The organism is Streptomyces sp. NPDC048370, from assembly GCF_043200825.1.
GTDB lineage: Bacteria > Actinomycetota > Actinomycetes > Streptomycetales > Streptomycetaceae > Streptomyces.
Window position 1 is genome coordinate 100,378 of record NZ_JBICYI010000009.1, and the last position, 21,886, is coordinate 122,263.

Sequence of the window (21,886 nt, forward strand, 5' to 3'; positions counted from 1 at the left end):
CGACCGAACCGACCGCAGGCACGACGACCGAGCCGGCGATCGAGCCGACGGGCGTCACGGAGTCGGGCGAGCCGGTACCTGTTCCTAGTGGGCGCGGTGACCGCATCGCGAAACCGGTTCGCTTTTCGACCCCCCTTCTCCCATACGCTTGTCCCGTGACCCCCGCGGACCTCTCCCTCACCGTGCTGCACGCCGTGCGCCGTGCGGTCGACGACGGTGTGCTCCACGTGGAGGTCCCCAGCCGCGTCACCGTCGAGCGGCCCCGGCCCGGGGGTCGCGGTGACTACGCCAGTAACGTCGCCCTCGCCCTCGCCCGCGCCGCCCACCGCCCGCCCCTCGACGTCGCCGCGATCCTCCGCGACCGGCTCCACCGGAGCCCCGGGATCGCCGCCGTCGACATCACCGGGCCGGGCTTCCTCAACTTCACCCTGCGTCGCGACGCCCAGCAGGATCTCGTCCGCGAGATCCTCCGACTCGGTGACCAGTACGGGTGCCGGGCGCATAGCGGCGAGATCGTCGACCTCTCCTGCCGTGCCGACCTCCGCGCCGCCGTCACCGCCGACGCCCTGCGGTCGATCCTCCACTCCCAAGGTCTCTCCGTACGGATCCACTGCGACGGGCCCGTCGACGATGCGTGGTCCCTGCTCGGCGTGAGCCCTCTCAGCCCCGTGAGTCCGCTGAGCACCCTCAGCCCCGTGAGCCCGCTCAGCACCCTCAGCCCCCTCAGCCTCAGCGGTTCGGCCGAGGCCGAAGCCCGGGCCGAAGCCCGGGTCGAGGCCGGCAGCCGGTCCCACGGCATCGCGCCCCTCCCCGTGCCCCACACCCCCCGCGCCCTCCTCCGCCGCCTCGGGCTCGACGCCGCGCGCTGGGGGCTGCTCGCCCCCGCCGCCCACGACCAGGCCCGGCTCGGTGACGAGCTCCTCCGGCAGCACGAGGGCAACCCCCTCTTCCGCGTCCGGTACGCCCACTCCCGCGCCCGTGCCCTCGTACGGAACGGGCGGCAGCTGGACGTCCACAGCGACCCCCGCGAGAGCGTGGACGCCCCCGTCCTCACCCGCGCCCTCGGCGACCACCCCGCCGTGCTCGCGGCCGCCGCCCGCCACCGCGCCCCCGACCGGGTCGCCCGGCATCTGGAAGTCGTCGCCGACGCGCTGCTCGACTTCCAGCACACCGTCCTGCCCCTCGGCGACGAGAAACCCTCGGCCGCCCACCGCTCCCGGCTCGCGCTCGCCGAAGCCGCCGGGGTGGTGCTCGCCGGTGGCCTCTCCCTGCTCGGCATCAGCGCACCCGACCAGATTTGAAAGATGCAGACATGAGCCGTTCCGCCCACCCCGCCGGGCCCCGCCACGCCGACGTCCTCCCCGAAGGGCACTACAGCGCCCCGCCCGCCGACCTCAACGTCCTCGACCCCAAGGTGTGGGCGCGGACCGTGAGTCGTAACGACGAAGGTCAGGCCACTGTCGGGGGGCTCAGCGTCACCGAGCTCGCCGAGGAGTTCGGGACCCCCGCCTACTTCCTCGACGAGAGCGACTTCCGCGCCCGCTGCCGCGCCTGGGCCGACGCCTTCGGCCGGGACGCCGACGTCTTCTACGCCGGCAAGGCCTTCCTCTCCCGCGCCGTCGTCCGGTGGCTCACCGAGGAGGGGCTGAATCTGGATGTGTGCTCCGGGGGCGAGCTCTCCACCGCTCTCTCCGCCGGGATGCCCGCCGAGCGCATCGCCTTCCACGGGAACAACAAGAGCGAAGAAGAGATTCACCGTGCCGTCTCCGTCGGCGTCGGGCGCATCGTGCTCGACTCCTTCCAGGAGATCGTCCGCGTCGCCCACATCGCCCAGTCCCTCGGCAAGCGCCAGCGCGTCCAGATCCGTGTGACCGTCGGCGTCGAGGCGCACACCCACGAGTTCATCGCCACCGCCCACGAGGACCAGAAGTTCGGCATCGCCCTCGCCGGGGGACAGGCCGCGGAGGCCGTCCGGCGTGCGCTGAAGCTCGACGGGCTCGAGCTCATCGGGATCCACTCCCACATCGGCTCCCAGATCTTCGACATGGCCGGCTTCGAGGTCTCCGCCCGCCGCGTCGTCCAGCTCCTCGCCGAGGTACGCGACGAGCACGGCGTCGAGCTCCCCGAGATCGACCTCGGCGGCGGCCTCGGCATCGCCTACACCTCCGACGACGACCCCCGCGAGCCCCACGACATCGCCAAGGCGCTCAAGGAGATCGTCGCCCGGGAGTGCGAGGCCGCCCGGCTCGCCACCCCGCGCATCTCCGTCGAGCCCGGTCGCGCCATCGTCGGCCCCACCGCCTTCACGCTGTACGAGGTCGGCACCGTCAAGCCGCTCGAAGGGCTGCGGACGTACGTCTCCGTCGACGGCGGCATGTCGGACAACATCCGCACCGCGCTGTACGACGCCGAGTACAGCGTCGCCCTCGTCTCGCGGACGAGTGACGCCGCGCCCATGCTCAGCCGTGTCGTCGGCAAGCACTGCGAGAGTGGCGACATCGTCGTACGGGACGCGTTCCTGCCCGCCGACATCGCGCCCGGCGACCTCATCGCCGTACCGGCCACCGGCGCCTACTGCCGCTCCATGGCCAGCAACTACAACCACGCACTCCGCCCGCCCGTCGTCGCCGTCCGCGACGGCGAGGCGCGGGTGATCGTCCGGCGTGAGACGGAGGAAGATCTCCTGCGTCTCGACGTCGGGTGATGAAATAGATGTCTCAGGATCCGGACGAGGGGCAGAAACCCTCGTCCGGTGAGTGAGACTGGTCCAACGTAGAAATACGAAGCAGTACGAGAAGCAGTACGAGAAACGAGGTCGGATGATGCGTACGCGTCCGCTGAAGGTGGCGCTGCTGGGCTGTGGTGTGGTCGGCTCAGAGGTGGCGCGCATCATGACGACGCACGCCGACGACCTCGCCGCGCGCATCGGCGCCCCGGTCGAGCTCGCCGGCGTGGCGGTCCGCCGCCCCGACAAGGTCCGTGCGGGCATCCCCGCCGAGCTGATCACCACCGACGCCACCGCCCTGGTCAAACGGGGCGACATCGACGTCGTCGTCGAGGTCATCGGCGGTGTCGAGCCCGCCCGCACGCTCATCACCACCGCCTTCGAGCACGGCGCCTCCGTCGTCTCGGCCAACAAGGCGCTCCTCGCCCAGGACGGCGCGAGCCTCTACGCCGCCGCGGAGGAGCACGGCGAGGACCTGTACTACGAGGCCGCCGTCGCGGGTGCCATCCCGCTCATCCGGCCGCTGCGCGAGTCCCTCGCCGGCGACAAGATCAACCGCGTGATGGGCATCGTCAACGGGACGACGAACTTCATCCTCGACAAGATGGACACGTCGGGGGCCGGGTACAGCGAAGCGCTCGACGAGGCCACCGCCCTCGGGTACGCCGAGGCCGACCCGACCGCCGACGTCGAGGGCTTCGACGCCGCCGCCAAGGCCGCCATCCTCGCCGGGATCGCCTTCCACACCCGCGTACGTCTCGACGACGTCTACCGCGAGGGCATGACCGAGGTCACCGCCGCCGACTTCGCCTCCGCCAAGCAGATGGGCTGCACCATCAAGCTGCTCGCGATCTGTGAGCGGGCCGCCGACGGCGAGTCCGTCACCGCGCGCGTGCACCCCGCGATGATCCCGCTGAGCCACCCGCTCGCCTCCGTCCGCGAGGCCTACAACGCGGTCTTCGTCGAGGCCGAGGCCGCCGGGCAGCTCATGTTCTACGGCCCCGGCGCGGGTGGCGCTCCGACCGCCTCCGCCGTCCTCGGCGACCTCGTCGCCGTGTGCCGCAACAAGCTCGACGGGGCCACCGGCCCTGGGGAGTCCGCGTACACCCAGCTGCCCGTGAGCCCCATGGGCGACGTGGTGACGCGGTACCACATCAGCCTCGACGTGGCCGACAAGCCGGGTGTCCTCGCCCAGGTCGCGACGGTCTTCGCCGAGCACGGCGTGTCGATCGACACGGTCCGTCAGCAGGGCAAGGACGGCGAGGCCTCCCTCGTCGTCGTCACCCACCGCGCGCCCGACGCCGCCCTCTCCGGGACCGTCGAAGCGCTGCGCAAGCTCGACACCGTGCGCGGTGTCGCCAGCATCATGCGTGTTGAAGGGGAGTAAGGACCCATGACCAGCAAGGGCACCCACCAGTGGCGCGGCATCATCGAGGAGTACCGGGACCGCCTTCCGGTCACGGACACGACGCCGGTCGTCACGCTCCGTGAGGGCGGTACGCCGCTCGTTCCCGCTCAGGTCCTCTCCGAGCGCACGGGCTGCGAGGTGCACCTCAAGGTCGAGGGCGCCAACCCCACCGGTTCCTTCAAGGACCGCGGCATGACCATGGCCATCTCGAAGGCCAAGGAGGAGGGCGCGCAGGCCGTCATCTGCGCCTCCACCGGCAACACCTCGGCGTCCGCGGCGGCTTACGCGGTACGCGCCGGCATGGTGTCCGCCGTCCTCGTGCCGCAGGGCAAGATCGCGCTCGGCAAGATGGGCCAGGCCCTCGTGCACGGCGCGAAGATCCTCCAGGTCGACGGCAACTTCGACGACTGCCTTGACCTGGCCCGCGCGCTGTCGGACAACTACCCGGTCGCGCTGGTCAATTCCGTCAACCCGGTCCGTATCGAGGGCCAGAAGACGGCCGCCTTCGAGATCGTGGACATGCTGGGCGACGCCCCCGACATCCACGTCCTGCCCGTGGGCAACGCCGGCAACATCACGGCGTACTGGAAGGGGTACCGGGAGTACGCGGCCGACGGCCTCGCGACCCACCGCCCGCGCATGTGGGGCTTCCAGGCCTCCGGCTCCGCGCCGCTCGTGCGCGGCGAGGTCGTCAAGGACCCGTCGACGATCGCCACCGCGATCCGCATCGGCAACCCGGCCTCGTGGGAGTACGCGATCGCCGCGCGCGACGAGTCGGGCGGCTTCATCGACGAGGTGACGGACCGTGAGATCCTGCGCGCCTACCGCCTGTTGGCCTCCCAGGAGGGCGTCTTCGTCGAGCCCGCATCCGCCGCCTCCGTCGCCGGTCTGCTGAAGGCCGCCGAGCAGGGCAAGGTCGACCCGGGGCAGACGATCGTCTGCACCGTCACCGGCAACGGCCTGAAGGACCCCGACTGGGCCGTCGCCGGCGCGCCCCAGCCGGTCACCGTCCCGGTCGACGCGGCCGCCGCGGCCGAGCGCCTCGGTCTCGCGTAACTCGCTCAGTTCGGGTCGATCCCTGATGAAATCGGCCTCCCTGGGGAACCCCCGGGGAGGCATACCCGATCAGGAACGTACATAGGCGCACAGGAAGGCTTGCGACACGCATCGTGCGCCTCCTGTGCGCCCTATGTCGCCACAGAACCTTCCTTCGATAGGCTGTACCGAACCCGCCCCGTTGCATATGCGCGGTGTCGTTGCCGTTGTCGCCCCCCGAGGCAGAAACGGCCCCCGGGTTTCTGTGTACTTCTCTTGAAAACCCGTAGTCGCAAGTCAAGGAGAGTCATCGAGCGATGGCCGGTCCCGCCTTCCGCGCTGCCGCCGTACGGGTGCGCGTTCCCGCCACCAGCGCCAACCTCGGCCCCGGCTTCGACGCCTTCGGCCTGTCGCTGGGTCTCTACGACGACGTCGTCGTCCGGGTCGCCGACTCCGGGCTGCACATCGACATCGCCGGCGAAGGCGCCGACACGCTCCCGCGCGACGAGAGCCACCTGCTCGTACGCTCCCTGCGTACCGCCTTCGACCTGCTCGGCGGACAGCCGCGCGGCCTCGAGGTCGTCTGCGCCAACCGCATCCCGCACGGCCGCGGCCTCGGCTCCTCCTCCGCCGCCATCTGCGCCGGCATCGTCGCCGCCCGCGCCGTGACCATAGGCGGCGACACCCGCCTCGACGAGGCGGCCCTCCTCGAACTCGCCACCGAGATCGAGGGACACCCCGACAACGTCGCCGCCTGTCTGCTCGGCGGATTCACGCTCGCCTGGACCGAGTCCGGTGCCGCGCGAGCGATCAGGATGGATCCCTCGGATTCCATCGTTCCGGTGGTTTTCGTCCCCGGAAAGCCCGTACTGACCGAGACCGCGCGCGGTCTGCTCCCGCGCACCGTCCCGCACGTCGACGCCGCGGCCAACGCCGGACGCGCCGCACTCCTCGTCGAGGCGCTCACCCGCCGCCCTGAGCTGCTGCTCTCGGCCACCGAGGACCGGCTGCACCAGGAGTACCGGGCCCCCGCGATGCCGGAGAGCATCGCCCTTGTGAACCGGCTGCGGGCGGACGGAGTCCCCGCGGTCATCTCCGGCGCGGGCCCCACGGTGCTCGCGCTGGCCGAACACGGGTCGGCCGACAAGGTCGCCCGACTGGCGGGCGAGGGATGGGCCGCGAACCGGCTCGACCTCGATGTGTCCGGAGCGAGTGTTCTGCCGCTCGCACCCTAGGGACACGTGATTGCCGGTGAGGGAGAGGGGGAATGTTTGTTGGAGCCGGTAGTGTTAACCTCAAGTCAGCACCCGGCGCCTTGTTGGCGCGGTGCTGAGTGTCCCCATCCGGGACCACCGATTCTTCCGGGAGCCTCCCCAACTGCCTGAGCAGCCTGCCTGAGCAGTTTCGAGCACGCTCCGGAACCGGCGCGACACCCCTCGCTCATCCTGTGTGAGGGCCGAGCAGGGGGCCTCGGGCCGGACCCAAGCACGTTTTTTCTCTTCCGCCGTACCCGGCGGGACCACCGCCCCGACACGGTCCACAAGCCAGGACCGTTGTCGGACAGCACAACCGGTCGCCGAGCCAGATGGCCGACGTCCGCTCCAGGGAAGGACCCTTCGTGAGCGACACCACCGATCTGATGGGCGTGACTGCCGACAACACGGTCGACAATTCCGCGCCCGCCGCAGGTGCTGCCACTGGCACCACCGCACGGCGCCGCCGCTCCGGCACCGGCCTCGAGGGCATGGTCCTGGCCGAGCTGCAGCAGGTCGCGTCCGGCCTCGGCATCAGGGGCACCGCGCGGATGCGCAAGAGCCAGCTGATCGAGGTCATCAAGGAGGCGCAGGCCGGTGGCGGTACGTCCGCCCCCGCCAAGGCCGCCGACACGGCTGAGACCAAGCCGAAGCGCCGCGCCACCTCCAAGGCCCGTACGGCCGACGCCGCCGCCGAGCCCGCCGCCGCGCAGGCGGAGAAGGCCGAGAAGGCCGTCGCCCAGCAGCAGATCGACATTCCGGGGCAGCCGGCCTCCGAGGACCAGCCGGCCGGCGAGCGCCGCCGTCGTCGGGCCACCGCGCCCGCCGGCAGCCCGGAGGGCGAGGCCAAGGCCGAGTCCGCCCAGGCCGTCAAGACCGAGACCAAGGTCGACACCCGGACGGACTCCCGAACCGAGTCCCGTACGGACGCGTCCGCCGAGGCCAAGGCCGAGACCGCCGCCGACACCGCCGAGGGCCGCGGCCGCCGTGACCGTGGCGAGCGCGGCGAGCGCCGTGACCGCGGCGAGCGTGGCGAGCGCCAGCGCGACCGCCGTGACCGCGGTGGCAAGGGCGACGACCAGCAGGGCGGTGGCCAGGGCGGCCAGCGTCAGCAGCGTCAGGGCGGCGGCCAGCAGCAGAACACCGGCCCGCAGGACGACTTCGACGACGAGGGCGGTCGTCGTGGCCGTCGCGGCCGCTACCGCGACCGTCGTGGCCGTCGTGGCCGTGACGAGTTCGCCACCGGCGAGCCGCAGGTCTCCGACGACGACGTCCTGATCCCCGTCGCGGGCATCCTGGACATCCTCGACAACTACGCGTTCATCCGGACCTCCGGCTACCTGCCCGGCCCGAACGACGTGTACGTCTCCCTCGCCCAGGTCCGCAAGAACGGTCTGCGCAAGGGTGACCACGTCACCGGCGCCGTGCGTCAGCCGAAGGAGGGCGAGCGCCGCGAGAAGTTCAACGCGCTGGTCCGCCTGGACTCCTCGAACGGCATGGCCGCCGACTCCGGCCGTGGCCGCCCCGAGTTCAACAAGCTGACCCCGCTCTACCCGCAGGACCGGCTCCGTCTGGAGACCGACCCGGGTGTGCTGACCACGCGGATCATCGACCTCGTGTCGCCGATCGGCAAGGGCCAGCGAGGCCTGATCGTGGCCCCGCCGAAGACCGGCAAGACCATGATCATGCAGGCGATCGCCAACGCGATCACCCACAACAACCCCGAGTGCCACCTGATGGTCGTCCTGGTCGACGAGCGTCCGGAAGAGGTCACCGACATGCAGCGCTCGGTCAAGGGCGAGGTCATCTCCTCGACCTTCGACCGCCCGGCCGAGGACCACACCACGGTCGCCGAGCTCGCCATCGAGCGTGCCAAGCGCCTCGTGGAGCTGGGCCACGACGTGGTCGTCCTGCTCGACTCGATCACCCGCCTGGGACGTGCGTACAACCTCGCCGCCCCGGCCTCCGGCCGCATCCTGTCCGGTGGTGTCGACTCGACCGCGCTCTACCCGCCGAAGCGCTTCTTCGGTGCGGCGCGCAACATCGAGGACGGCGGCTCGCTGACCATCCTGGCCACCGCGCTGGTCGACACCGGCTCGCGCATGGACGAGGTGATCTTCGAGGAGTTCAAGGGCACCGGCAACATGGAGCTCAAGCTCGACCGGAAGCTCGCCGACAAGCGCATCTTCCCGGCCGTCGACGTCGACGCCTCGGGTACGCGTAAGGAAGAGATCCTGCTCGGCAGCGACGAGCTCGCCGTCACCTGGAAGCTGCGTCGCGTGCTCCACGCGCTCGACCAGCAGCAGGCGATCGAGCTGCTGCTCGACAAGATGAAGCAGACGAAGTCGAACGGCGAGTTCCTTCTGCAGATCCAGAAGACGACTCCCGGATCCGGCAACAACGACTGAGGTATGACCTCCGTCACGCGACGGGGGACCGGCCCGAGGGCCGTAACCCCGCCGTGACCTGGATCGACGTCCGCGCCCACCGTGCCCCGCACGGTGGGCGCGGTGCGTTGCGGGCCGTCGCTCCGCGAAACCTCACAGGTTCCCGTGCAACCCTTCCGGGTGCATCTCCGTCACAGAAGGTGAAACTAGGACCTGAGGTAGGAAATGACCGAGCAGAGCAAGAGCGGCCGAATACGGGGCAACGGCCGCCGCCGCAAGCAGCCCGCCAAGGGCCGCCGCGCGGTGACCGTCGCCGCCTGGAGCGCGGCCGCGCTCGTCGTGGTCGGCGGCTCCGGGCTCGGGTACGTCTACTTCAAGCTCAACGGCAACCTCAAGAGCGTCGACATCAACGCCCAGCTGGGCACCGACCGCCCCAAGAACGTCGACAACGGCTCGATGGACATCCTGGTCCTCGGCTCCGACTCCCGCTCGGGCGACAACGGCGCCTACGGCAAGGACGAGGGCGGCGCCCGCTCCGACACCGCGATGGTCGTCCACGTCTACGAGGGCCACAAGAAGGCCAGTGTCGTCTCCATACCCCGCGACACCCTCGTCGACCGCCCCGCGTGCACCGACGAACGGGGCACCGCCGTCGCCGGCGACAAGCGGGCGATGTTCAACACCGCGTACGAGGTCGGCGGGCCGGCCTGCGCCGTGAAGACCGTCGAGTCGATGTCCGGCATCCGCATGGACCACTACATCGAGGTCGACTTCACCGGCTTCAAGAAGCTGATCGACAAGCTCGGCGGCGTGGAGATCACCACCACCGAGGCCATCAAGGACTCCAAGAGCCACCTGAACCTCGCCCCGGGCACCCACACCCTCGACGGCGAGCAGTCCCTCGGCCTGGTCCGCACCCGCAAGAGCGTCGGCGACGGCAGCGACCTCGGCCGTATCCAGCTCCAGCAGGCGTTCATGAAGGCCTTCATGAACCAGGTCAAGGACGTCGGCGTCCTGTCGAACCCGAAGAAGCTCCTCGACGTCGCGGACACCGCCACCAAGGCCATCACCCCCGACTCCGAGCTCGACTCGGTCAACGAGCTGATGGGCTTCGCCCAGGGCCTCGCGGGGCTCGGCTCCGAGGACGTCCACATGATCACGATGCCCGTCGAGTACGACCCCGCCGACCCCAACCGCGTCATACCGCTCCAGGCCCAGTCCAAGCAGGTCTGGCAGGCGCTCAAGGGCGACAGGCCGATCCCGGCCTCCGCGACGAAGGACACGGCCACGGGCAAGGCCGACGGCCTCGTGAAGTAGCGCGGAATAGTTTCACAACGGACCCGGTTTTGGGAGATACGGCCGGTCCTGGCAGACTGGTACGTCGGCCCCGGTTCACGCAGGTGCAATCCGCACGGCGACCCGGAGCCCTCCCGAAACTAGGAGACACCTTGAAGCGCGAGATCCACCCCCAGTACGTCGAGACCCAGGTCAGCTGCACCTGTGGCGCGTCGTTCACCACCCGTAGCACCCTGACCGACGGCACCATCCGTGCCGAGGTCTGCTCCGAGTGCCACCCGTTCTACACGGGCAAGCAGAAGATCCTCGACACCGGCGGCCGCGTCGCCCGCTTCGAGGCCCGCTTCGGCAAGGCTGCGGCCAAGAAGTAGCACGTCACTGCGCCGGTCCTTGGTCGCTCCCGCAGGGGGCTACCGGACCGGCGCTTTGCCGTCCCCGCAGTCCGTTCGTACGAAAACCAGGAGCCCCCGATGTTCGAGGCGGTCGAGGAACTGATCGGCGAGCACGCCGATCTCGAGACGAAGCTCGCTGACCCTTCGGTCCACGCGGACCAGGCCAACGCGCGCAAGCTGAACAAGCGTTACGCCGAGCTGACCCCGATCGTCGCCGTCTACCGTTCGTGGAAGCAGAACGGTGACGACATCGAGACCGCCCGCGAGCTGATGCACGACGACCCCGACTTCGCGGCCGAGGTCAAGGAGCTGGAGAAGCAGCGCGAGGAGCTGACCGACAAGCTGCGGCTGCTGCTCGTCCCGCGCGACCCCAGCGACGACAAGGACGTCATCCTGGAGATCAAGGCAGGCGCGGGCGGCGACGAGTCCGCCCTGTTCGCCGGCGATCTGCTGCGGATGTACCTGCGCTACGCCGAGCGCATCGGCTGGAAGACCGAGATCATCGACTCCACCGAGTCCGAGCTCGGCGGCTACAAGGACGTCCAGGTCGCCGTGAAGACCAAGGGCGGCAACGGCGCGACCGAGCCCGGCCAGGGCGTCTGGGCGCGGCTGAAGTACGAGGGCGGGGTGCACCGCGTGCAGCGCGTGCCCGCCACCGAGTCGGCCGGCCGGATCCACACCTCCGCGGCCGGTGTCCTCGTGACCCCCGAGGCCGAGGAGATCGACGTCGAGATCCACGCCAACGACCTGCGCATCGACGTGTACCGCTCGTCAGGGCCCGGCGGCCAGTCCGTCAACACGACCGACTCCGCGGTCCGCATCACGCACCTGCCGACCGGCATCGTCGCCTCCTGCCAGAACGAGAAGAGCCAGCTCCAGAACAAGGAGCAGGCGATGCGTATCCTGCGGTCCCGGCTGCTCGCCGCCGCGCAGGAGGAGGCCGAGTCCAAGGCCGCCGACGCCCGTCGCAGCCAGGTCCGTACCGTCGACCGGTCCGAGAAGATCCGTACGTACAACTTCCCGGAAAACCGGATCTCGGACCACCGCGTCGGATTCAAGGCGTACAACTTGGACCAGGTGCTCGACGGCGATCTGGACGCGATGATCCAGGCCTGCGTCGACGCCGACTCCGCTGCCAAGCTCGCCGCGGCGTAAGTTCCGTAAGCCCCACCCCGTACCACGGAGGACCAGCGTGAACCTGCTGCTTGCCGAGGTGGCCCAGGCCACCCAGCGGCTGGCCGACGCCGGCGTTCCCTCGCCGCGTTTCGACGCGGAGGAGCTCGCCGCGTTCGTGCACGGCGTCAAGCGGGGGGAGCTGCACAACGTCAAGGACTCGGACTTCGACGCCCGCTACTGGGAGGCGGTCGCCCGCCGCGAGGCCCGCGAGCCGCTCCAGCACATCACCGGCCGGGCGTTCTTCCGCTATCTGGAGCTCCAGGTCGGTCCCGGCGTCTTCGTGCCCCGGCCGGAGACCGAGTCGGTCGTCGGCTGGGCCATAGACGCCGTCCGCGCCATGGACGTGGTGGAGCCGCTGATCGTCGACCTGTGCACCGGCTCGGGCGCCATCGCGCTCGCCATGGCGCAGGAGGTGCCGCGCTCGCGGGTGCACGCGGTCGAGCTCTCCGACAACGCGCTGCTGTGGACCCGTAAGAACGCGGAGGGCTCGCGGGTCACCGTCCACCAGGGCGACGCGCTGACCGCGCTCCCCGAGCTCGACGGCCAGGTCGACCTGGTCATCTCCAACCCGCCGTACATCCCGCTCACCGAGTGGGAGTACGTCGCGCCCGAGGCCCGCGACCACGACCCGGAGATGGCGCTGTTCTCCGGCGAGGACGGCCTCGACACCATCCGGGGCATCGAGCGCACCGCGCACCGGCTGCTGCGCCCGGGCGGCCTCGTCGTGATCGAGCACGCGGACACCCAGGGCGGCCAGGTGCCGTGGATCTTCAACGAGGAAGCCGGCTGGGCGGACGCCGCCGACCACCCGGACCTGAACAACCGCCCGCGCTTCGCGACCGCCCGCAAGGCGATGCCGTGAGCCGCACCGCCCCCACCGCTCTGACCCGCACTGCCCTGACCACGCTTGTGTACGAGGAGGCCCGCTAAATGGCTCGGCGATACGACTGCAACGAGGCGACCGACCGTGTGACCGGTCTGCGCGAGGCCGCGTCCGCCGTGCGCCGCGGCGAGCTGGTCGTGCTGCCCACCGACACCGTGTACGGGATCGGCGCGGACGCCTTCAGCGCGGAGGCGGTCGCGGACCTGCTCGACGCCAAGGGCAGGGGCCGCAACATGCCCACGCCCGTCCTCATCGGCTCCCCGAACACGCTCCACGGGCTCGTCACGGACTTCTCCGAGCAGGCGTGGGAGCTCGTCGACGCCTTCTGGCCGGGCGCGCTCACGCTGGTCGCCAAGCACCAGCCGTCGCTGCAGTGGGACCTCGGGGACACCCGGGGCACGGTGGCGATCCGGATGCCGCTGCACCCGGTCGCGATCGAGCTGCTGACCGAGGTCGGTCCGATGGCGGTCTCCTCGGCCAACCTCACGGGTCACCCGTCGCCGGAGGACTGCGACGCGGCCCAGGGCATGCTCGGCGACTCCGTCTCCGTGTACCTCGACGGGGGACCGACCCCGGGGATCGTGCCGTCGTCGATCGTGGACGTCACCGGCAAGGTGCCGCTGCTGCTGCGTGAGGGCGCGCTCTCCCCGGAGGAGCTCCGGAAGGTCGTACCCGACCTCGAGGTGGCCAATTGACCGCCCCTGAGGGGCGTGGCATAGCGGGGCACGAGAGCAGTTCCTTCCGCATCCTCCACGTCAGCACCGGCAACGTCTGCCGCTCGCCGATCACCGAGCGGCTGACCCGCCATGCCCTGAGCGACCGCCTGGGCGACCCCCGGGGCGGCGGCCTGATCGTGGAGAGCGCGGGCACCTGGGGCCACGAAGGGGCCCCGATGGAGGCCAACGCGGAGCTGGTCCTCGCCGACTTCGGCGCGGACTCCAGCGGTTTCTTCGGCCGCGAGCTCCTCGACGAGCACGTCATCCGCGCGGACCTGGTCCTGACGGCGACCCGCGACCACCGCGCGCAGGTCATCTCGATGGGCCACTCGGCGGGTCTGCGCACCTTCACCCTGAAGGAGTTCACCCGACTCGTCCGGGCCATAGACCCGGCGACGCTGCCGGACCCGCTGGGCGACGGCATGGTCGAACGCGCGCGTGCGCTGGTCCGTGCCGCGGCGGCTCTACGCGGGTGGCTCCTGGCCCCGAGCGCGGAGGCGGACGAGGTCAACGACCCGTACGGCGCCCCGATCACGTTCTTCCGCTCGATCGGCGAGGAGATCAACACGGCGCTCGACCCCGTGGTGACGGCCCTGACCGGAGTCCCCGCGCGCCGCTGACGCACCCCTAGGGCCAGACGGCGCAGAGCGCGGGTGAACATCAGGCAAACCGCCTCCCGCGCGCCTACATTGGAGCTGAAGGCCAGCCCACGCGCCTGGAGCCACAGATGCCGGTCACCGCTCCACCCGAAGAGGAACTCGACGTCCTGCGCAGGCAGGACCCGGAGATCGCCGACGTGCTGCTCGGCGAGGCGCGCCGGCAGAGCGACAGCCTGCAGCTGATCGCCGCCGAGAACTTCACCTCGCCCGCCGTCCTCGCCGTCCTCGGCTCCACGCTCGCCAACAAGTACGCCGAGGGCTATCCCGGCGCCCGCCACCACGGCGGCTGCACGTTCGCCGACGCCGCCGAGCGGATCGCCGTGGAACGGGCCACCGCGCTCTTCGGAGCCGAGCACGCGAACGTACAGTCCCACTCCGGCTCCTCGGCCGTCCTGGCCGCATACGCGGCGCTCCTGAGGCCCGGTGACACGGTCCTCGCCATGGGCCTCGCCCACGGCGGCCACCTCACCCACGGCTCGCCCGCCAACTTCTCCGGCCGCTGGTTCGACTTCGTGCCGTACGGCGTCGACGCCGAGACCGGGCTCGTCGACTACGAGCAGGTCGCCGCCCTCGCCCGCCACCACCGCCCCAAGGCGATCGTCTGCGGCTCGATCTCCTACCCCCGCCACCTCGACTACGCGATCTTCCGCGAGATCGCCGACGAGGTGGGCGCCTATCTGATCGCCGACGCCGCGCACCCCATCGGCCTCGTCGCCGGGGGAGCGGCCCCGAACCCCGTCCCGTACGCCGACGTGGTCTGCGCCACCACGCACAAGGTGCTGCGCGGTCCGCGCGGCGGGATGATCCTCTGCGGCGCCGAGCTCGCGGGCCGCGTCGACCGGGCGGTCTTCCCGTTCACCCAGGGCGGTGCCCAGATGCACACCATCGCCGCCAAGGCCGTCGCGTTCGGCGAGGCGGCGACGCCGGCCTTCACGACGTACGCCCATCGGGTGGTCGCGCACGCCCGGGTCCTCGCCGAGGCGCTCGCCGCGGAGGGCTTCGCCGTCACCACGGGCGGCACCGACACCCACCTCATCACGGCGGATCCCGCTCCTCTCGGTGTCGACGGCCCCACCGCAAGGACCCGGCTCGCGGCCGCCGGAATGGTCCTGGACACGTGCGCCCTGCCGTACGGGGACGGGCGCGGCATCCGTCTCGGCACCGCCGCCGTCACCACCCAGGGGATGGGCTCCGGGGAGATGGCACGGATCGCCGCGCTGTTCACGATCGCGCTCCGGGACGACGTGGAGGAGACGGCCCGGGTACGCGCGGAAGTACGCGATCTTGCCGGGCGATTTCCCCCGTACGGCCGGTGACGAAGCCGGACCGCAACCATCCGGGCGGCCCGTATGTCCTCAAGCACATGGACAGCACGGCTAGGGTGTGGGGCTGAGATGGCCAGCGATTCCTGTGGGGCAGCCCGTGCGTGATTACCTGCTGACGCTCTGTGTCACGGCCGCGGTGACCTATCTGCTCACCGGTCCGGTGCGGAAGTTCGCCATCGCGACCGGGGCGATGCCGGAGATCCGCGCCCGCGACGTACACCGAGAACCGACTCCGCGGCTCGGTGGCATCGCCATGTTCTTCGGCCTGTGCACCGGTCTGCTCGTCGCGGATCACCTGCAGAACCTCAACAGCGTCTTCGAGCTCTCCAACGAGCCGCGCGCGCTGCTCTCCGGTGCCGCCCTGATCTGGCTGATCGGTGTCCTTGACGACAAGTTCGAGCTGGACGCGCTGATCAAGCTCGGCGCGCAGATGATCTCCGCCGGTGTGATGGTGATCCAGGGTCTGACGATCCTGTGGCTGCCGATCCCCGGTGTCGGCGTGGTCGCGCTCACCAAGGGGCAGGGCACGCTGCTGACCGTGGCGCTCGTGGTGCTCACCATCAACGCGGTGAACTTCGTCGACGGCCTGGACGGTCTGGCCGCCGGCATGGTCTGCATCGCCGCCGCCGCCTTCTTCCTGTACGCGTACCGGCTCTGGTACGGCTACACGATCGAGGCCGCCGCCCCGGCGACGCTCTTCACCGCGATCCTCATGGGCATGTGCCTGGGCTTCCTGCCGCACAACATGCATCCGGCCAGAATCTTCATGGGCGACTCCGGCTCGATGCTGATCGGCCTGATCCTGGCCGCCTCGGCGATCTCGATCACCGGTCAGGTCGACGCGGACGTCCTGCGGATCTTCGAGGGCTCGACCCGTGAGGCCACCCACGCCGCCCTGCCGGTCTTCATCCCGCTGCTGCTGCCGCTGACGATCATCGCGATCCCGATGGCGGACCTGGTCCTGGCCATCCTGCGCCGCACCTGGAACGGCCAGTCGCCGTTCGCGGCGGACCGGGGGCACCTGCACCACCGGCTCCTGGAGATCGGGCACTCGCACAGCCGGGCCGTCCTGATCATGTACTTCTGGTCGGCGCTGATCGCGTTCGGGACGCTGGCGTACTCGGTGCACTCGACGTCGATGTGGATCGTGCTCGTGGTGGTCTTCCTGAGCGCGATCGGGCTCGTGCTGCTCCTGCTGCCCCGCTTCACGCCGAGGGCGCCCCGCTGGGCGGAGTCGTTCGTCCCGCCGCGCTACCGGCGCCGCAAGGTCGTCCCGGCAACGTCCGCGACGGTCGGCGCCTCGGTGGCCGCTCCGGCGGAGGAGGCCGCCGAGGAGCGTGTCCCGGTGCCGGCCGGGGTCAACGGAGCCACCGCCATCGGCCACCGTTCGCGCTTCACCGACCGGCGGAAGGCCGGAACGCCGAGTTGACGAATGTCATATCGGGCCGCGTTACCAGACAAATCCCCCCGGCGTGCTGCACACACGCGCACTGTCACTCTCATGTGTGACAGTCAGCACACTTCCCGGGTAAAGAACTACTCAAATAGTTTGTGATACCGTTCACGAGACCCGGCGACAGAGCCGAAAGACCGTAGTGCGACGGTCCGTTGGCCCCGAGACACACCTCGGACCGGGCTTACGCTCGTCCCTGACGACACCATCGCCCCCACCAAGCAACAGCGGAGACACCGCCATGCCGTCCAACGACGCACGCATCCTCCTGTCAGCTGCCATCCCCGCTGCAGCCACCGGCGCCGTCGCCGCGGTCATCAGCGGCGTGGTCGCCGGCGGAAAGGGTGCGATCGGCGCCGTCATCGGCTGCGCGGTCGTGATCGCCTTCATGGGGATCGGGCTCGTGGTGCTCCAGCGGACGGCCAAGTCGTACCCGCACCTGTTCCAGGCGATGGGTCTTCTGCTCTACACGACCCAGCTGCTGCTCCTCTTCGTCCTGATGCTGTTGCTGAAGAACACGACGTTCTTCGACTTCAAGGCCTTCGCCTTCACGCTGCTCGCGTCGACCCTCGTGTGGATCGCCGCGCAGGCCCGCGCGTACATGAAGGCCAAGATCATGTACATCGACGACCCCAAGAAGCCGGGGTCTTCGACGTGAGGGGTAGGGCCGGGATAAAGGCGCATTCGGCTTCCTGCTATCGTCCGGTGCCAACTGCGGCACTGCGGGCGCGGGCATCCGAGCTGACGCCTGTCCCAGCGCGAGGCTCGACGCCGAACCGCCGCCCCCTTATCCGTAAGACCAGTCCAGTGCCGACCCGCGGCTGCGTGCCGCGCCGACACAACGAGGTTGCCGTACCTATGCGCCACGCTGAAGGAGCCCGCGGTGAGTGCTGACCAGACGCTTGCCTTCGACCCGGATTGCCACATCTTCAGTGGATGCGGCTTCCCGGCGCCGGGCCTGCACACGTTCATGTACGAGCCCATCGCCACGGTGGGAGGCATCGAGATCACCAAGCCGATGCTGCTCGCCGTGCTCGGCTCCATCGTGGTCGTCGGGTTCTTCTGGGCTGCCTTCAGCAAGCCCAAGCTGATCCCCGGCAAGATGCAGATGGTCGGCGAGGCCGGTTACGACTTCGTCCGCCGCGGCATCGTCTACGAGATCATCGGCCGGAAGGACGGCGAGAAGTACGTCCCCTTCATGGTGTCGTTGTTCTTCTTCGTCTGGATCATGAACCTCTGGTCGATCATTCCGCTCGCCCAGTTCCCGGTCACCTCGCTGATCGCCTTCCCGGCCGGTCTCGCGCTGATCGTGTACGTCATGTGGATCTCGCTGACCTTCAAGAAGCACGGCTTCGTCGGCGGCTGGAAGAACATCGTCGGTTACGACAAGTCCCTCGGCGCGATCCTCCCGATGGTCGTCGTCCTCGAGTTCTTCTCGAACCTGATCATCCGGCCCTTCACGCACGCGGTGCGACTGTTCGCGAACATGTTCGCCGGTCACCTGCTGATCGTGATGTTCTCGCTGGCCACCTGGTACCTCATGAACGGCCTGGGCTTCGTCTACGCCGGCGCCTCGTTCGTGATGGTCCTCGTGATGACGGCCTTCGAGCTCTTCATCCAGGCCGTCCAGGCGTACGTCTTCGTCCTCCTGGCCTGCAGCTACATCCAGGGCGCGCTCGCCGAGCACCACTGAGCCATCCCGCCCGGGATTCAGCTACACCCCCAATCCAACAGTCGTCCGGTGGCCAACCCCCACCGGGTCATTGAAAGAGAAGGAAGTAACGGCATGTCCGCTGCTCTCGACATGGTCAACCTCGCGGCCTCCGCCAAGGAGAACGTCGTCGGCAACGTCGCCTCGATCGGCTACGGCCTCGCCGCGATCGGCCCCGGCGTCGGCGTCGGCATCATCTTCGGTAACGGTACGCAGGCCCTCGCCCGCCAGCCCGAGGCCGCCGGTCTGATCCGCACCAACCAGATCATGGGCTTCGCCTTCTGTGAGGCGCTCGCCCTCATCGGCATCGTCATGGGCTTCGTCTACCAGTAAATCGGACCGACAGCCCACACCTTTTTACGGAAGGCACTGATGTGAACGCTCTGCTTCTTGCGGCGGAGGAGCCCCAGCCTCCTCTGATCCCGCATCTTGACGAGCTCGTCATCGGCCTGATCGCCTTCGTCATCGTCTTCGGCTTCCTCGCCAAGAAGCTCATCCCGAACATCAACAAGGTTCTGGAAGAGCGTCGGCAGGCCATCGAGGGTGGCATCGAGAAGGCCGAGTCGGCCCAGATCGAGGCCCAGAGTGTGCTGGAGCAGTACAAGGCCCAGCTCGCCGAGGCCCGCCATGAGGCCGCGCGTCTTCGCCAGGAGGCGACGGAGCAGGGCACCGCGATCATCCAGGAGATGAAGGCGGAAGGCCAGCGCCAGCGCGAGGAGATCATCGCGGCCGGCCACACGCAGATCGAGGCCGACCGCAAGGCCGCGGCGACCTCGCTGCGCCAGGACGTGGGCAAGCTCGCCACCGACCTGGCCGGCAAGCTGGTCGGCGAGTCCCTCGAGGACCACGCCCGCCAGAGCCGCACGATCGACCGCTTCCTCGACGAGCTCGAGGAGAAGGCCGAGGCCGTCCGATGAACGGAGCGAGCCGTGAAGCACTGGCCGCCGCACGTGAGTCCCTCGACGCGCTGACCGACAACACCTCGGTCGACGCGGCGAAGCTCTCGGGCGAGCTGGCTTCCGTCACCGCACTGCTCGACCGCGAGGTGTCGCTGCGTCGGGTCCTGACCGACCCGGCGCAGGCGGGCGAGGCCAAGGCCGAGCTCGCCCAGCGACTGCTCGGCGGCCAGGTGGGCGGCGAGACCATCGACGTGGTCTCCGGCATGGTGCGTTCCCGCTGGTCCCAGTCGCGTGACCTGGTCGACTCGGTCGAGGAGCTGGCGAACATCGCCGACCTCACCGCGGCGCAGCAGGCCGGCGCGCTGGACGACGTCGAGGACGAGCTGTTCCGGTTCGGCCGCATCGTCTCCTCCAGCACCGAGCTCCGCTCGGCGCTGACGGACAAGGCCGCCACGGCCACTGCCAAGAGCGAGCTGCTGCGCGGCCTGCTCGGCGGCAAGGCCAACGTGGTCACCGAGCGTCTGATCATCCGTCTCGTGACCCAGCCCCGGGGACGTAGCCTGGAATCGGGACTCGAGTCCCTGTCCAAGCTCGCCGCGGCGCGTCGGGACCGGATGGTCGCCGTGGTCACCACGGCGGTGCCGCTGTCCGACCAGCAGAAGCAGCGCCTCGGTGGCGTTCTGGCCAAGCTGTACGGCCGCCAGATGCACCTGAACCTGGACGTGGACCCCTCGGTCGTCGGCGGGATCTCGGTGCAGGTCGGCGACGAGGTCATCAACGGGACCATCGCGGAGCGCCTCGACGAGGCGTCCCGGCGACTGGCCGGCTGACGACAGCGACCAACACAAAAGCATGATCAGCGGCCCGGTTGGGCCGTGCAATTGCAGAAGATTCCTGGGGGTCGGCCCCCAGACCCCCAAGAAAACTTCGGGCCCAACAAGGAGAGCAGGGAACCCAGATGGCGGAGCTCACGATCCGGCCGGAGGAGATCCGGGACGCGCTGGAGAACTTCGTCCAGTCGTACCAGCCGGACGCGGCCTCGCGCGAGGAGGTCGGAACGGTCAGCCTGGCCGGCGACGGCATCGCCAAGGTGGAGGGTCTTCCCTCGGCCATGGCGAACGAGCTGCTGAAGTTCGAGGACGGCACCCTCGGTCTCGCCCTCAACCTCGAGGAGCGCGAGATCGGTGCGATCGTCCTCGGCGAGTTCAGCGGTATCGAGGAGGGCCAGCCGGTGCAGCGCACCGGTGAGGTTCTCTCCGTAGGTGTCGGCGAGGGCTACCTCGGCCGCGTCGTCGACCCGCTCGGCAACCCGATCGACGGCCTCGGCGAGATCGCGACCGAGGGCCGCCGCGCCCTCGAGCTGCAGGCCCCGGGCGTTATGGCCCGTAAGTCGGTGCACGAGCCGATGGAGACCGGTTACAAGGCCGTCGACGCCATGACGCCGGTCGGCCGCGGCCAGCGTCAGCTGATCATCGGCGACCGTCAGACCGGCAAGACCGCGCTGTGCGTCGACACGATCATCAACCAGCGTGACAACTGGCGCTCGGGCGACGTGAACAAGCAGGTCCGCTGCATCTACGTCGCCGTCGGCCAGAAGGGCTCGACCATCGCGTCCGTTCGCGGCGCCCTGGAAGAGGCCGGTGCGCTCGAGTACACGACGATCGTCGCCGCCCCGGCGTCCGACCCGGCCGGCTTCAAGTACCTGGCGCCGTACACCGGTTCCGCCATCGGTCAGCACTGGATGTACCAGGGCAAGCACGTCCTGATCGTCTTCGACGACCTGTCGAAGCAGGCCGACGCCTACCGCGCCGTGTCCCTGCTGCTGCGCCGCCCGCCGGGCCGTGAGGCCTACCCGGGTGACGTCTTCTACCTGCACTCGCGTCTCCTCGAGCGCTGCGCGAAGCTCTCGGACGAGCTGGGTGCCGGTTCGATGACCGGTCTTCCGATCGTCGAGACCAAGGCGAACGACGTGTCGGCGTTCATCCCGACCAACGTCATCTCCATCACCGACGGCCAGTGCTTCCTGGAGTCCGACCTGTTCAACGCCGGCCAGCGTCCGGCCCTGAACGTCGGTATCTCGGTCTCGCGTGTCGGTGGCTCCGCCCAGCACAAGGCGATGAAGCAGATCTCCGGTCGCCTCCGTGTGGACCTGGCCCAGTTCCGTGAGCTCGAGGCGTTCGCCGCCTTCGGTTCCGACCTGGACGCCGCGTCGAAGGCGCAGCTGGAGCGTGGCCAGCGCATGGTCGAGCTGCTCAAGCAGGCTCAGTACCAGCCGATGCCCACCGAGAACCAGGTCGTCTCCGTCTGGGCCGGCACCACCGGCAAGATGGACGACGTCCCGGTCGCCGACATCCGTCGCTTCGAGGCCGAGCTCCTCGCGTACCTGCGCCAGAACCACGCGGGTCTCATGAGCTCCATCCGTGAGGGCGGCAAGATGTCGGACGACACCCTGCAGTCCGTGGCCGACGCCATCGCGGAGTTCAAGAAGCAGTTCGAGACCTCTGACGGGAAGCTGCTGGGCGACGACGCTTCCGCTGCCGTCAACGTCTCGAAGTGACGACGGAAGGG

At 69.7% G+C, this 21,886-nt stretch carries 20 protein-coding genes; all 20 read left to right on the plus strand.

The genetic code is table 11. The annotated features are described in order from the left end of the window. The first annotated feature begins 155 nt into the window (after positions 1 to 155). The 20 genes from nrtL (at position 156) to atpA (ending at position 21,875) form a co-directional block, all read left to right on the plus strand. The gene (gene nrtL, locus ACGFYP_RS20645; protein ID WP_393495314.1) at positions 156 to 1,301 is read left to right on the plus strand and encodes an ArgS-related anticodon-binding protein NrtL; all 1,146 of its coding nucleotides are present in this window, start codon (positions 156 to 158) and stop codon (positions 1,299 to 1,301) included. Positions 1,302 to 1,312: 11 nt separating this feature from the next. Further along, the gene (gene lysA / locus ACGFYP_RS20650) at positions 1,313 to 2,704 is read left to right on the plus strand and encodes a diaminopimelate decarboxylase (protein WP_393495317.1); all 1,392 of its coding nucleotides are present in this window, start codon (positions 1,313 to 1,315) and stop codon (positions 2,702 to 2,704) included. A gap of 115 nt (positions 2,705 to 2,819) precedes the next feature. Next, on the plus strand, positions 2,820 to 4,112 hold the full coding sequence (locus ACGFYP_RS20655; RefSeq protein WP_361959655.1) for a homoserine dehydrogenase: 1,293 nt from the start codon (positions 2,820 to 2,822) through the stop codon (positions 4,110 to 4,112). Between the two features lie 6 nt (positions 4,113 to 4,118). After that, the gene (gene thrC / locus ACGFYP_RS20660) at positions 4,119 to 5,189 is read left to right on the plus strand and encodes a threonine synthase (protein ID WP_361959653.1); all 1,071 of its coding nucleotides are present in this window, start codon (positions 4,119 to 4,121) and stop codon (positions 5,187 to 5,189) included. 296 nt (positions 5,190 to 5,485) lie between these two features. Beyond that, positions 5,486 to 6,403 (plus strand): homoserine kinase, encoded by a 918-nt coding sequence (thrB, locus tag ACGFYP_RS20665; RefSeq protein ID WP_361959650.1) that lies wholly within the window; start codon positions 5,486 to 5,488, stop codon positions 6,401 to 6,403. Positions 6,404 to 6,786: 383 nt separating this feature from the next. Then, positions 6,787 to 8,829 carry a transcription termination factor Rho gene (gene rho / locus ACGFYP_RS20670; RefSeq protein WP_393495323.1) on the plus strand — a complete coding sequence of 681 codons (2,043 nt, stop codon included), beginning with the start codon at positions 6,787 to 6,789 and terminating at the stop codon, positions 8,827 to 8,829. A 204-nt stretch (positions 8,830 to 9,033) separates the two neighbouring features. Next, complete coding sequence (locus ACGFYP_RS20675) at positions 9,034 to 10,125, plus strand: LCP family protein (protein WP_393495326.1); 1,092 nt, start codon at positions 9,034 to 9,036, stop codon at positions 10,123 to 10,125. A gap of 131 nt (positions 10,126 to 10,256) precedes the next feature. Then, on the plus strand, positions 10,257 to 10,475 hold the full coding sequence (rpmE, locus tag ACGFYP_RS20680) for a 50S ribosomal protein L31 (protein ID WP_361959641.1): 219 nt from the start codon (positions 10,257 to 10,259) through the stop codon (positions 10,473 to 10,475). A 99-nt stretch (positions 10,476 to 10,574) separates the two neighbouring features. Further along, positions 10,575 to 11,651 (plus strand): peptide chain release factor 1, encoded by a 1,077-nt coding sequence (gene prfA, locus ACGFYP_RS20685; RefSeq protein WP_393495330.1) that lies wholly within the window; start codon positions 10,575 to 10,577, stop codon positions 11,649 to 11,651. A gap of 37 nt (positions 11,652 to 11,688) precedes the next feature. Continuing rightward, on the plus strand, positions 11,689 to 12,534 hold the full coding sequence (gene prmC / locus ACGFYP_RS20690; RefSeq protein WP_361959635.1) for a peptide chain release factor N(5)-glutamine methyltransferase: 846 nt from the start codon (positions 11,689 to 11,691) through the stop codon (positions 12,532 to 12,534). A 68-nt stretch (positions 12,535 to 12,602) separates the two neighbouring features. Then, a complete protein-coding gene (locus tag ACGFYP_RS20695; RefSeq protein ID WP_361959632.1) occupies positions 12,603 to 13,250 on the plus strand; it encodes an L-threonylcarbamoyladenylate synthase in 648 nt (215 codons plus the stop codon). Further along, positions 13,247 to 13,891 carry a protein-tyrosine-phosphatase gene (locus ACGFYP_RS20700; protein ID WP_393495335.1) on the plus strand — a complete coding sequence of 215 codons (645 nt, stop codon included), beginning with the start codon at positions 13,247 to 13,249 and terminating at the stop codon, positions 13,889 to 13,891. The genes ACGFYP_RS20695 and ACGFYP_RS20700 overlap by 4 nt, the downstream gene beginning before the upstream one ends. Positions 13,892 to 13,998: 107 nt before the next feature. Continuing rightward, a complete protein-coding gene (glyA, locus tag ACGFYP_RS20705) occupies positions 13,999 to 15,246 on the plus strand; it encodes a serine hydroxymethyltransferase (protein ID WP_393495338.1) in 1,248 nt (415 codons plus the stop codon). A 106-nt stretch (positions 15,247 to 15,352) separates the two neighbouring features. Next, complete coding sequence (locus ACGFYP_RS20710) at positions 15,353 to 16,684, plus strand: MraY family glycosyltransferase (protein WP_393495341.1); 1,332 nt, start codon at positions 15,353 to 15,355, stop codon at positions 16,682 to 16,684. Positions 16,685 to 16,949: 265 nt separating this feature from the next. Then, positions 16,950 to 17,366 carry a hypothetical protein gene (locus tag ACGFYP_RS20715; protein ID WP_361959620.1) on the plus strand — a complete coding sequence of 139 codons (417 nt, stop codon included), beginning with the start codon at positions 16,950 to 16,952 and terminating at the stop codon, positions 17,364 to 17,366. Positions 17,367 to 17,591: 225 nt separating this feature from the next. Next, the gene (gene atpB, locus ACGFYP_RS20720) at positions 17,592 to 18,401 is read left to right on the plus strand and encodes a F0F1 ATP synthase subunit A (RefSeq protein WP_361959617.1); all 810 of its coding nucleotides are present in this window, start codon (positions 17,592 to 17,594) and stop codon (positions 18,399 to 18,401) included. A 93-nt stretch (positions 18,402 to 18,494) separates the two neighbouring features. Next, positions 18,495 to 18,752, plus strand: coding sequence for an ATP synthase F0 subunit C (atpE, locus tag ACGFYP_RS20725; protein WP_158990502.1), 258 nt, complete (start codon positions 18,495 to 18,497; stop codon positions 18,750 to 18,752). A gap of 41 nt (positions 18,753 to 18,793) precedes the next feature. Beyond that, on the plus strand, positions 18,794 to 19,336 hold the full coding sequence (locus tag ACGFYP_RS20730; RefSeq protein ID WP_361959613.1) for a F0F1 ATP synthase subunit B: 543 nt from the start codon (positions 18,794 to 18,796) through the stop codon (positions 19,334 to 19,336). Beyond that, the gene (locus ACGFYP_RS20735; RefSeq protein WP_393495348.1) at positions 19,333 to 20,148 is read left to right on the plus strand and encodes a F0F1 ATP synthase subunit delta; all 816 of its coding nucleotides are present in this window, start codon (positions 19,333 to 19,335) and stop codon (positions 20,146 to 20,148) included. The genes ACGFYP_RS20730 and ACGFYP_RS20735 overlap by 4 nt, the downstream gene beginning before the upstream one ends. A 128-nt stretch (positions 20,149 to 20,276) precedes the next feature. Next, the gene (atpA, locus tag ACGFYP_RS20740) at positions 20,277 to 21,875 is read left to right on the plus strand and encodes a F0F1 ATP synthase subunit alpha (RefSeq protein WP_361959607.1); all 1,599 of its coding nucleotides are present in this window, start codon (positions 20,277 to 20,279) and stop codon (positions 21,873 to 21,875) included. The last annotated feature ends 11 nt before the right edge of the window (positions 21,876 to 21,886 follow it).